Origin of the sequence: Burkholderia sp. AU4i (genome assembly GCF_000466765.1) — a bacterium.
Classification (GTDB): domain Bacteria; phylum Pseudomonadota; class Gammaproteobacteria; order Burkholderiales; family Burkholderiaceae; genus Burkholderia; species Burkholderia cepacia.
On record NZ_ASSI01000240.1, the window covers coordinates 1 to 10,562 of the forward strand.

Genomic DNA, 10,562 nt, shown 5'->3' on the forward strand with positions numbered 1-10,562 from the left:
TCGGCCGCCGCCGCGCAGCAGGCGTCCGCGCCGGCCGCCGCGTCGGCGACGGTGGTCGTGAAGGCCGCGCAGCCGCCGCAGAACCCGGTGCGGATGCATTTCGGCGAGTTGCTGCTGCAGAACGGCCGCGTCACCTACACCGACAACTTCATCAAGCCGAACTACACGGCGAACCTGGTCGCGATCAAGGGCACGGTCGGCGCGTTCGGCACTGATTCGACGACCTCCGCGCCGGTCGACGTCGCCGCGAACCTCGCGGGCAACGGGCCGATCTCGATCAAGGGTTCGGTGAACCCGCTGATCGAGAAACCGGCGCTCGACCTCACCGCGACCGCGCACGACATCGAGCTGACCAACCTGACGCCGTATTCGGCGAAGTACGCGGGCTACCCGATCACGAAGGGCAAGCTCAACGTCGACCTGCATTACGAGCTCGCGAACGACCAGCTGAAGGCGAACAACCACATCTTCATCGACCAGCTCACGTTCGGCGACCATGTGGAGAACGATACGGCGACCAGGCTGCCGGTGAAGCTCGCGATTTCACTGCTGAAGAACACGCGCGGCCAGATCGACGTGAACCTGCCGGTGTCGGGCTCGCTGTCGAACCCCGAGTTCAGTGTCGGCGGGCTGATCTGGCGCGCGGTGCTGAACCTGATCGCGAAGGCCGTCACGTCGCCGTTCTCGCTGCTCGCGCATGCGTTCGGCAGCGGCGGCGAGGATCTCGGCTACGTCGAATTCGCGCCGGGCTCGTACCGGCTCGACGACGCGCAGCAGAAGAAGCTCGACACCGTCGTGAAGATGCTGACCGAGAAGCCGTCGATCCGCCTCGACCTGATCGGCCGCGTCGACCCGGCGAAGGACACGTCGGGGCTCGGCGACGCGTATGTCGAGCGGCTGGTGCGCCAGCAGAAGCTGAAGGACGTGATCGGGCAGGGCGAGAGCATCGACCCGATGTCGGTGAAGGTCGAGCCGGCCGAGTACAGCAAGTACCTGACGCGCGCGTACAAGGCCGCCGACTTCAAGAAGCCGCGCAACCTGATCGGCCTGCAGAAGACGCTGCCCGATGCCGACATGAAGAAGGCGCTCGCCGAACACGCGCCGGCCGACGACAACGCGCTGCGTGCGCTCGCGCAGCAGCGCGCGCAGGCCGTGCGCCAGTACCTCGACGGGAAGATCGATTCGAGCCGCGTGTTCGTCGTCGCGCCGAAGCTCGATGCGAAGGGCATCGACGACAAGGGCGCCACCACCCGCGTCGATTTCGGCCTGCAGTAAGCAGGCCGTCCGCCGCCGCTGCGCCCGTTCCTCCGTTCGGGCGCGGCGGCGCGCTGCCTTCAGCGCGCGGCGATCGCCGGTTCCTCGCGCTTGCCCAATTCCTTCTTCGCGGCCAGCGGCAGACGTGCGTCGTCCCACTGCGCCAGCCATTCGACTTCCTTCGCGGTGAACACCTGTCCGTAGTTGCGCAACGCGTACTGCAACGCGTCGACGACGTGGTGGCGAATGATTTCGGGGGTGCGTGCATCGTCCAGCACGAACCGGAGGGCTTCCAGGGTCGACATGCTCTTGCTCCGGGTCAGGGAAAACCCTTTATCACACGCCAATAGTCGCGCGCCAAGCCGGAAAAAAAATGGCGCGGCGGGTGACGCCGCGGACGGTTGGCCGATGCACCGCGGCGGTGCTTGCCGGTGAGCGCGCGAGTCCGCGACGTGCGCCGGGCCACGTTGGATTGCGACCGCATCGTGTCACTTGCGATTGGTTACGTTTGATAGAAAACAGAAAGCCCCGCTTCATGCGAGCGACCCACGGCGCAGCCATATTCTTGCGCGCCTGATGGCAAGTCACGCAGTTCAACGTCAATCGATGAGGTGGGGTGATCATGTCTTTCCTTGGTAAGCAGCGGAAGTGGGTGGGGATGGTGGCGGGCGCGCTGGCGCTCGCGGGCGCCAGCGCGCATGCGGCGCAGCAGGACGGCAACCGTCAGGACGAGGACCGCGGCCACGCGAACCGCGTCGTGAAGCACGTGCTGCTGATCAGCATCGACGGCCTGCACGAGCAGGATCTCGCGCGCTGCATCGGCGCGAACACGTGCCCGAATATCGCGGTGCTCGCGAAGAGCGGCGTGACCTACACGAATGCCTATACGCCCGGCCTGTCGGATTCGTTTCCGGGCCTCGCCGCGCTCGTGACCGGCGGCTCGCCGAAGACGGCCGGCCTGTTTTACGACGTGTCGTACGATCGCAACCTGTACGCGCCGGGCGACACGAGCTGCACGGGCAAGCAGGGCTGGAACGTCGTGTTCGACGAGACGACCGGCATCGACGCCGAGAACGGCGGCGCGCTGGTTCACCTGAACGGCGGCGGCGCATTCAATCCGCAGGCGATCCCGAACGCGAAGGTCAACGGCAAGTGCGTGCCGGTCTATCCGCACAACTACGTGAAGACCAACACGGTGTTCGAGGCCGTGAAGGCGGGCATCCCGAACGCGACCACCGCGTGGGCCGACAAGCACGCATGGGGCTATGACTGGCTGAACGGGCCGTCGGGCACCGGCGTCGACGATCTCGCGCGCACCGAGATCAACTCGATCGACCCGGCGACGCAGACGGACTACACGGACGTCTATTCGCATACCGCGCAATTCGACAACCTGCACGTGCAGGCGCTGATCAACCAGATCAACGGCCGCGACTCGACGGGCACGAAGCGCGCGCCGGTGCCGACGCTGTTCGGCGCCGATTTCCAGACGCTGAGCGTCGCGCAGAAAGCGGTGGTGACGAAGGGCGGCGGCTACCTGGATGCGAACTTCACGCCGAACGGGCAGGTCGCGAACGCGATCACGTACGTCGACAACGCGATCGGCCATGTCGTCGAGGCGCTGAAGCAGGCGAACCTGTATTCGTCGACGGCGGTGATCGTCACGTCGAAGCATGGCCAGTCGCCGACCGATCACACGAAGCTCGTGAAGAACGGCGACACGCTGACGAAGCTGCTCGAAGCGAACAACTATCTCGACCCGAACGGCAACTTCGGCCAGAACAACACGAAGACGGGCAACCTGAACGACGGTTCGGGCCTGGCCGGCACGGGCTTCGTGCAGACCGACGACGTCGGCCTGATCTGGCTGCGCGACCGCAACCAGCGCACGGCCGTCGTGCAGACGCTGAAGGCGAACCTGGGCTGCAATGCGCCGGGGATCTGCGCGGATGGCCCGCAGGCGTACATCCTGTACGGCGCGGCGCTCGCCGAGCGGTTCGGCGATCCGGCCAACGGCCGCACGCCGGACATCGTCGTCCAGCCGAATCCGGGCGTGATCTATACGTCGAGCACGAAGAAGGACGAGGAGCACGGCGGCAACGCGCCGGACGACAGCCACCTCGGCCTGCTCGTGTCGTATCCGGGCCTGCATCGCGCGCGCACGGTGACCGACACGGTCGGCACGAAGCAGGTCGCGCCGACGATCCTCGGGCTGCTCGGTGCCGACCCGCGCCTGCTGCATGCGGTGGTGGCCGAGAATACCGGCGTGCTGCCGGGGCTCGGTATCGGTCGCTGAGCGACGCGACGCCGCAGGACTGCCCGCCGCCGGCCGCGCGGCGGGCAGCCTGTGTGCCGCGTGAGGTGCCGAGCGAGGTGCTGCCCGCGTCTACTTCGCGAACAGCACCGGCATCATCTGCACCGCGCAATCGTGCATGCGCTTGCCGATCGCCTGCACGTCCGGCTCGTCCCGCGCCATGAGCGAATCGCCCGCGCGTTTCATCGCCGCATAACTGCCGTGCATCGCCGCATACAACGGAATCGGCGACGTGGCGCCGGGGCCGGGCCCTTCGAAATAGCCGGTTGCGGCGAGTTCGCCCAGGTAGTAGGTGTACAGCGCACCGACGTGGTTCGCCTGCAGCCACCCCATCAGCTGGATACGCCGGTAGACCGACACGAGGTCGTCCTTCGGGCGCGAGCCGAGCGCGACGAAGATCTGCAGCCGCGCGAGCCAGTTGCCCTTGCGCGCGGCCTCGACGAGCGCCGTCCACTGCGCGGGCGTCGTCGAGCCGGGTTCGCGCAGGCTGCTCATGTAGTCGATCACGGCCTGCTGGTCCGGAGCCGGGCCGATCTGGTCGGGCGACCTGCACACGAAGCGGGACACGTCGATGTCGGCATCGCCGAGATTGTCGAGCTCGTGCTTGATTTTGCCGTACACGTCGTCGAGCTGTTTCTGGACGTCGTCCCTCGACCATTCGGCCGGCAGCGGGCCCAGCCACACGAGTTCGTCGTCGTTGGCCGCCGCGGCCGCGCGGTAACGGGCGAGCGCGGCATCGCGGCGCCGGGCGGCCGCGGCCTGCTCGTCTTGCGCGTCGTCGGCCATGCGCTTCGCGACCAGGTTGACGGCGTCGGTCAGTTTCGCGCAGCGGGCGAAGGCGGCGTCGCGGCGCGCCCAGCACGCGTTGTCGACCGTGTAGATCCAGCGGGTGTTGACGGTCTCCAGCACATAGTGCGTCTCGCCCGCCTGCCGAGCGACGGCGGCATGCCCCTTGTCATCGGTCACGCCTTGGGACAGCACCTTGCCGTCGTGCGTGGTCCAGCTGTAGGGCTCGCTGCTCAGCGGGATTTCGCTGCCGCTGTCGCCGGTCAGGTTGATTGCGTAGCGCGTCGTCGGCTTCGTTTCGGCGTGCGCGACGCCGACGGCGGCGAGCGCGGCGAGCACGACGGCCGCGCAGCGGTGCCGGGCCTTGTTCGGGGGCGTGATGGCGGGCGGCTCGTGGCCGTGGTGTGACGACGGGGTGTTCATTGCCCTCTTTCTCCGTTGTTGTTCTCGTCGTGCTTCGTTCGACGACGCGCGAGTGTAGCAGGCGGGTATCGCGACGAACGGCTTGAATTCTGTCGCCCGTGCCGGCATATTCGCCACGCATCACCCGTTCAACGACGCACCGAGAGGTTTGTTCATGCGCCTTCTGCTTGCCCTGCTGCTGCCGTGGTTCCAGTTCTTCACGATCGGCCGCCCGATCGCCGGGATCATCTGCCTGATCCTGCAAATCACGATCGTCGGCTGGCTGCCGGCCGCGATCTGGTCGGTGTATGCGCTGAGCCAGTACAAGACCGATCGCAAGATCGAAGCCGCGTTGCGCGGGCAAAAGTAAGCGCCCGGGCGATCCCCCGTATACCGGGCTTCGTCGCTCCGGCAGCGGAAGCGGCGAGTGCCGTGCGCGTCGCCGGTTATCCCGGCGGCGCCCCTTCCAGCGCCTCGGCCCGCGCGAACAGCCAGTCGACGAACGTGCGCAGCGACGCATCGCCGCCGTCGCGATACAGGCAATGAAACGGCGGCCCTTCCAGGTGGACGTCCGGAAACAGCGCGACGAGCCGCCCGTGCTCGAGATCGTCGCGCACGACCGCGCGCGGCGCGAGGCACACGCCGAGCCCGCTTGCGGCAGCCTTGGTCATCAGGAAGAACTCCCGATAGAACGGCCCGCGCAGCGTCTCGGTGACGACCGAGCCCGCCTGATGGAACCAGTATTGCCATGCCTGCGGCAAGCCCGCGTAATGCAGCAGCGGCGCGTTGCGCAGGTCGGCCGGCGTGCGTGCGTCATCGAGCACCGGGTGGCCGGGCGCGCACACCGGCACCGCGACGGTCGCGAGCAGCGGCCGCGACACAAACCCCTTGCGGCGCAGCTCCGGCGTATAGCGGCGGATGACGATGTCGCAGGTTTCGTCGAACTGGTCCCGCTCGGTGTCGGGCGTCGTGACGAGTTGCACGTCGATATCCGGATGCTCGGCCTGGAACGCGGCCAGTTGCGTGAGCAACCATCCGTGCGCGAACGAAACCGACGTGTTGATCCGCACCGGATGGCCGCCGACCGGCTCGAACATCTGCCCCGTCGCCTGCGCAAGCCGGCCGAGGCAGCTCGCGACGTCGACGAGGTAATGCCGCGCGCGCGGCGTGAGCCGCAACGAGCGCCCGTCGCGTTCGAACAGCTTCTGCCCGAAGAACGATTCGAGCACGCGGATCTGCTGCGCGACCGCGCTCTGGGTCACGTTCAGTTCGTCGGCGGCGAGGGTGAGGCTCTGCAGGCGGCCGGCAGCTTCGAAGCTGCGCAGCGCGTTCAGGGGCGGCAATCGGCGCATCGTGAGATCGCGAAGAAAAGCTACACAGTGGGTCAAAAAATGTCGTTTGTGGCGGCCGGGGCGCCTCCCTATCATGGCGCCGACAGGAGAGAACGCCCCGATGACGATCATATCGCCACCCGACGCCCGGGCAACCGGATTTCGCCACCGTCTTCGCGTCCGGCGCGCGGCACGTCGTGCGACGAACCGCCTGGCCGCGGTGCCGCCCGTGCACGGCCGCGGCGCGCTGGCGCTCGCCTGTGCCGGACTGTTCGCGGCGCTGACCGGATGCGCGACGAAACCCGCCAACGAGCGGCAGATCGGCGACGGCGGATCGCTGGTGCGCTACAGCTCGAGCCAGACCGAAGTCGACCTGACCGATGCCGAGCAGCAGACGCTGCGCATGCTCAGCGACCGCCGCTATGCGGACGCGACGCAGGCGCGCGTGCTCGACGCGGTGGCCGGCGCGCTGCGTGCGCAGGGTTATGCGCCGGTGACGGTCGATCGCGATTCGGGGCTGGTGGAAGCGGGGCGCAGCGACACGCTGATCCCGAAGTGGCGTCAGCTGCTGCGCGGCGCGCTGAAGGCGCGCATCGGGATGCTGCCGACGAAGCCCGATCATGAACGCGTGACCGCGATCGTGACGGTTCGGGCGGGGCGGGACGCGCACGTCGCGATCGTGCGGGCGCGATTCGATCGTACGGTGTGGGATAGCGCCGGCGATTCGCGTACCAAGACCGTCATGGAGCCCGAGTACTACCAGGCGTTTTTCGCGGAAGTGGACAAGGCGATGTGCGCGACGAAGTGCGAGCAGTGAGCGGGGCACGCGCCGGCGCGTGAAAGCGTGAATGCCGGGGAGGAGGATCGCCACGGCGGCGTGCCGGTGGCGACGGTGGCGCGCCGGAGGCGGATTGCGCGGAACGGGTCCGGCATGCGCTCCGGCGTGCAACGCGGAAGGGGCTTACTTCACCGCAAACAGCGTCAGGTTCATGAAGATCTTGAACGCGTACCCGAGCGTGACGGCGCCGATCACGCCGCCGGCCCACAGCACGACGAACCACATCCAGCCGCGCATCCGCGGCCGGGGGGCCGCGGCGGCGGAGCGCCCGGCGGAATCAGTGGTGGTAGTAATGCTGGTCTTCATGGCGCACCTTGCCTCGGAATACCCAGTAACCCATCGTCGTGTAGGCGATGATGATCGGGAGGATAACCGCTGCGCCGACCAGTGTGAAGGTCTGGCTGGAGCGCGGTGCCGCGGCTTCCCAGATCGTCATCGTCTGAGGAATCGCATACGGGAACAGCGTGACGAGCAGGCCGACGTAGCCGAGCAGCACGAGCGCCAGCGCGAGCACGAACGGCGTCATGTCATGCCGGTTGCGCACCGCGCGGCGCATCCACACCGCGCACGCGGCGACCAGGAACGGCACCGGCAGCAGGCGCCAGAACAGCCCCGAATCGAACCAGCGCTGCGCGATGGCCGGGTCCTGCAGCGGCGTCCACAGGCTGACGACCGCGATGAAGCCGAGCAGCACGAGCGTCAGCGGCCACACGACGCGATGGAGGCGCCGCTGCAGGTCGCCTTCCGTCTTCGCGACGAGCCAGCAGCAGCCGAGCAGCGCGTAGGTCACGATCAGGCCGAGGCCGGTCAGCAGGCTGAACGGCGTGAGCCAGTCGAAGGCATCGCCCGCGAACACGCCGTCCTTCACGTTGATGCCCTGCAGGAACGCGCCGAGCGCGATCCCCTGGAACAGCGTCGCGCCGGCCGAGCCGCCGATGAACGCCAGATCCCACAGCTGCTTCGTGCGCCGCGCCTTCGCGCGGATCTCGAACGACACGCCGCGGAAGATCAGGCACACCAGCATGAAGATCAGCGGCAGGTACAGCGCCGACAGCACGGTCGAATAGACGACCGGGAACACCGCGAACAGCCCGGCGCCGCCGAGCACGAGCCACGTCTCGTTGCCGTCCCATACGGGCGCGACCGTGTTCATCATCAGGTCGCGTTCCTTCTCGTCCGGAAAGAACGGGAAGACGATGCCGATGCCGAGGTCGAAGCCGTCGAGCACGACGTACATGAAGAGCCCCAATGCGATGATCGCGGCCCAGATTACGGTGACGTCCATAGGTTTTCTCGTATGCGGAATGGGGTGGACCCGGGGTGGGCTCAGACGGTCTCGATCAGCTCGTCGACGGCCGACATCGGACGGCGCGCGGTGTGATCGGGGCGCGTGTCGGGCATGTCGTGTTTCGGGTCGTGCTTCACGTCGGGCAGCGCGGGGCCGGCCTTCATCAGCTTCAGCATGTAGTACACGCCGGTGCCGAACACGAGGAAGTACACGATCACGAACGTCATCATCGACAGGCTGACCTGCTGCACCGACAGCGGCGACACCGCATGCGCGGTGCGCATCACGCCATACACGACCCACGGCTGGCGGCCCGCTTCGGTCGTGACCCAGCCCGCGAGCAGCGATACGAAGCCGGTCGGGCCCATCACGAGCGCGAAGCGCTGGAACCATTTCGATTCATACAGGCTGCCGCGGCGGCGCAGGAGCCACGCGAGCGCGGCGAGGCCGATCATCGCGATGCCGAGGCCGACCATGATCCGGAAGCTCCAGAACACGACCGTCGAGTTCGGGCGGTCTTCCGGCGGGAAGTCCTTCAGCCCGCGGATCTCGCCGTCCCAGCTGTGCGTGAGGATCAGGCTGCCGAGGTGCGGCACCTTCACCGCGTAGCGGGTCGTTTCCGCCTTCATGTCCGGGATGCCGAACAGGTTGAGCGCGGTGCCGCCCTTCTCGGTTTCCCACAGCCCTTCGATCGCGGCGATCTTCGCGGGCTGGTGTTTCAGCGTGTTGATGCCGTGCTGGTCGCCGATCACGGCCTGCAGCGGTGCGAGCACGAGCAGCAGCCACAGCGCCATCGAGAACATCTTCTTCACGCCCTTGTCGCGGCGGCCCTTCAGCAGGTGCCATGCGCCCGTTGCGGCCACCACCAGCGCGGCGACGATGAACGCGGCGATCGCCATGTGGAACAGGCGGTACGGGAACGACGGGTTGAAGATGATCGCGAACCAGTCGGTCGGCACGACGCGGCCGTCGACGATCTCGAAGCCCTGCGGCGTCTGCATCCAGCTGTTAGACGCGAGAATCCAGAACGTCGAGATCAGCGTGCCGATCGCGACCATCAGCGTCGCGCCGAAGTGCGCGCGCGGGCTCACGCGGTTCCAGCCGAACAGCATGATGCCGAGGAAACCGGCCTCGAGGAAGAACGCGGTCATGACCTCGTACATCAGCAGCGGCCCGGTGACCGCGCCGGCGAAGCTCGAGAAGCCCGACCAGTTCGTGCCGAACTGGTAGCTCATCACGACGCCGGAAACGACGCCCATCCCGAACGCGACCGCGAAGATCTTCGACCAGAACAGGCAGAGGGTTTTGTAGTACTGCTTGCCGGTTTTCAGCCAGCGATATTCGAGGACGGCGATGAAGCTGGCGAGGCCGATGCTCAGCGCCGGAAAGACGATGTGAAAGGAGACGGTGAACGCGAATTGCAGGCGGGCCAGATCGAGGGCCGAAAGAGCGGTGTCCATACCAGTTGACCGAGGCTGACGATACCCGCCGGCGGGTGCCGGCGGACCCCGGCGGACGGGCGTCGGGGTTGGCTGGAGTATGGGCCGCGATGTTGCACCGCGAAATGCGCCAACTCGTCGCAGATGTCCAGCCCGTCTCTCGCGATTCCGGGGTAAATCGTTGATTCGTATCAAGAAGGTTGTTTGCGGCGCGCGCGGCCGCGGCGTGGCGGTCTGACGCACGTGCGTCAATATGGCGCGTCGCGTCATCGGAACGGTTCGATGCGGGCGCGAACGCTGCGCGACACCGCCCCGCTCGGCGCCCGCGCGCGGCCGAACCGTTGCGGTGCGTTATCGCGTAACGCACGCGCTCGTGCCGGCGGGCCGCGGGTGATGGGGTCTGTCACATCGGTAACGCCGCGCAACATTGGCGCGCGCGCCCGTAATGGATGACGGATCGCGCGCGGCGTAGCGTTCGGTATGTCGGGTTCGCATCGACGAACCGCCAGCCGGAGAACGTGACGTGAATGGATTGAAGCTCGCGCTGGGCGCGGTGGCCGCAGTGGCGATCGCGACGGGCGGCGTGGCGCATGCCGCCCGGGTCGGGGTCTATATCGGCCCCGGCTACCCGTATTACTACCCCGTCGTCCCTGCGCCTTATTACTACCCGCCGCCCGTCGTCGCGGTACCCGTCGACCCGGGGCCGCCGCCCGAGTACGTCGAGAAAGGGCAGCCGCAGGACGACGGCGACGCGAACGTCTGGTACTACTGCGACGCGTCGAAGCATTACTACCCGCATGTGAAGACCTGCAAGTCGGGCTGGCGATCGGTGCCGGCACGGCCGCAGTGACGGAGGCGCGACGATGAAATCCCTGTTTCGACCACTGCGCGTGCCGGCCGCGCTGGCGCT

General features: G+C 67.4%; 11 protein-coding genes. 5 read left to right on the top strand and 6 right to left on the bottom strand.

Features of this window, described 5'->3' with window-relative positions:
* On the top strand, positions 1-1,275 hold a 1,275-nt coding region (locus L810_RS38565), incomplete at its 5' end, for a DUF748 domain-containing protein (protein ID WP_042978022.1).
* A gap of 59 nt (positions 1,276-1,334) precedes the next feature.
* Here the strand turns inward: L810_RS38565 and L810_RS38570 are convergent.
* Positions 1,335-1,559: a hypothetical protein gene (locus L810_RS38570; RefSeq protein WP_027790361.1), complete on the bottom strand. Its 225-nt coding sequence runs from the start codon at positions 1,557-1,559 to the stop codon at positions 1,335-1,337.
* A 317-nt stretch (positions 1,560-1,876) separates the two neighbouring features.
* On the opposite strand from L810_RS38570, the gene L810_RS38575 reads away from it, so the two are divergent.
* Complete coding sequence (locus L810_RS38575; RefSeq protein WP_373453116.1) at positions 1,877-3,550, top strand: alkaline phosphatase family protein; 1,674 nt, start codon at positions 1,877-1,879, stop codon at positions 3,548-3,550.
* 90 nt (positions 3,551-3,640) lie between these two features.
* On the opposite strand, the gene L810_RS38580 is transcribed toward L810_RS38575, so the two are convergent.
* Entirely contained in the window at positions 3,641-4,777 is a 1,137-nt protein-coding gene (locus L810_RS38580) for a hypothetical protein (protein ID WP_042978027.1), read from the bottom strand.
* A 154-nt stretch (positions 4,778-4,931) separates the two neighbouring features.
* Between L810_RS38580 and L810_RS38585 the strand changes: the two genes are divergently transcribed.
* The gene (locus tag L810_RS38585; RefSeq protein ID WP_021163564.1) at positions 4,932-5,126 is read left to right on the top strand and encodes a YqaE/Pmp3 family membrane protein; all 195 of its coding nucleotides are present in this window, start codon (positions 4,932-4,934) and stop codon (positions 5,124-5,126) included.
* Positions 5,127-5,202: 76 nt separating this feature from the next.
* Here L810_RS38585 and L810_RS38590 read toward each other — a convergent pair whose 3' ends face one another.
* Positions 5,203-6,108: a LysR substrate-binding domain-containing protein gene (locus L810_RS38590; RefSeq protein WP_021163565.1), complete on the bottom strand. Its 906-nt coding sequence runs from the start codon at positions 6,106-6,108 to the stop codon at positions 5,203-5,205.
* Between the two features lie 100 nt (positions 6,109-6,208).
* Here L810_RS38590 and L810_RS38595 point away from each other — a divergent pair, with 100 nt between their 5' ends.
* A complete protein-coding gene (locus L810_RS38595; protein WP_021163566.1) occupies positions 6,209-6,904 on the top strand; it encodes a hypothetical protein in 696 nt (231 codons plus the stop codon).
* A gap of 144 nt (positions 6,905-7,048) precedes the next feature.
* On the opposite strand, the gene L810_RS38600 is transcribed toward L810_RS38595, so the two are convergent.
* From L810_RS38600 to L810_RS38610, 3 genes are read right to left on the bottom strand one after another with little or no spacing between them, the layout of a single operon-like run.
* On the bottom strand, positions 7,049-7,231 hold the full coding sequence (locus tag L810_RS38600) for a hypothetical protein (protein ID WP_042978028.1): 183 nt from the start codon (positions 7,229-7,231) through the stop codon (positions 7,049-7,051).
* Positions 7,203-8,210 carry a cytochrome d ubiquinol oxidase subunit II gene (gene cydB / locus L810_RS38605; RefSeq protein WP_021163567.1) on the bottom strand — a complete coding sequence of 336 codons (1,008 nt, stop codon included), beginning with the start codon at positions 8,208-8,210 and terminating at the stop codon, positions 7,203-7,205. The genes L810_RS38600 and cydB overlap by 29 nt, the downstream gene beginning before the upstream one ends.
* A gap of 41 nt (positions 8,211-8,251) precedes the next feature.
* Positions 8,252-9,673 (bottom strand): cytochrome ubiquinol oxidase subunit I, encoded by a 1,422-nt coding sequence (locus tag L810_RS38610; RefSeq protein ID WP_021163568.1) that lies wholly within the window; start codon positions 9,671-9,673, stop codon positions 8,252-8,254.
* A gap of 502 nt (positions 9,674-10,175) precedes the next feature.
* Here L810_RS38610 and L810_RS38615 point away from each other — a divergent pair.
* The gene (locus L810_RS38615; protein ID WP_021163569.1) at positions 10,176-10,502 is read left to right on the top strand and encodes a hypothetical protein; all 327 of its coding nucleotides are present in this window, start codon (positions 10,176-10,178) and stop codon (positions 10,500-10,502) included.
* The last annotated feature ends 60 nt before the right edge of the window (positions 10,503-10,562 follow it).

Bases quoted from the DNA above. Each gene is read 5' to 3' on its own strand.
- L810_RS38570 (WP_027790361.1), bottom strand. From the start codon at position 1,559: ATGTCGACCCTGGAAGCCCTCCGGTTCGTGCTGGACGATGCACGCACC.
- L810_RS38575 (WP_373453116.1), top strand. From the start codon at position 1,877: ATGTCTTTCCTTGGTAAGCAGCGGAAGTGGGTGGGGATGGTGGCGGGC.
- L810_RS38580 (WP_042978027.1), bottom strand. From the start codon at position 4,777: ATGAACACCCCGTCGTCACACCACGGCCACGAGCCGCCCGCCATCACG.
- L810_RS38585 (WP_021163564.1), top strand. From the start codon at position 4,932: ATGCGCCTTCTGCTTGCCCTGCTGCTGCCGTGGTTCCAGTTCTTCACG.
- L810_RS38590 (WP_021163565.1), bottom strand. From the start codon at position 6,108: ATGCGCCGATTGCCGCCCCTGAACGCGCTGCGCAGCTTCGAAGCTGCC.
- L810_RS38595 (WP_021163566.1), top strand. From the start codon at position 6,209: ATGACGATCATATCGCCACCCGACGCCCGGGCAACCGGATTTCGCCAC.
- L810_RS38600 (WP_042978028.1), bottom strand. From the start codon at position 7,231: ATGAAGACCAGCATTACTACCACCACTGATTCCGCCGGGCGCTCCGCC.
- cydB (WP_021163567.1), bottom strand. From the start codon at position 8,210: ATGGACGTCACCGTAATCTGGGCCGCGATCATCGCATTGGGGCTCTTC.
- L810_RS38610 (WP_021163568.1), bottom strand. From the start codon at position 9,673: ATGGACACCGCTCTTTCGGCCCTCGATCTGGCCCGCCTGCAATTCGCG.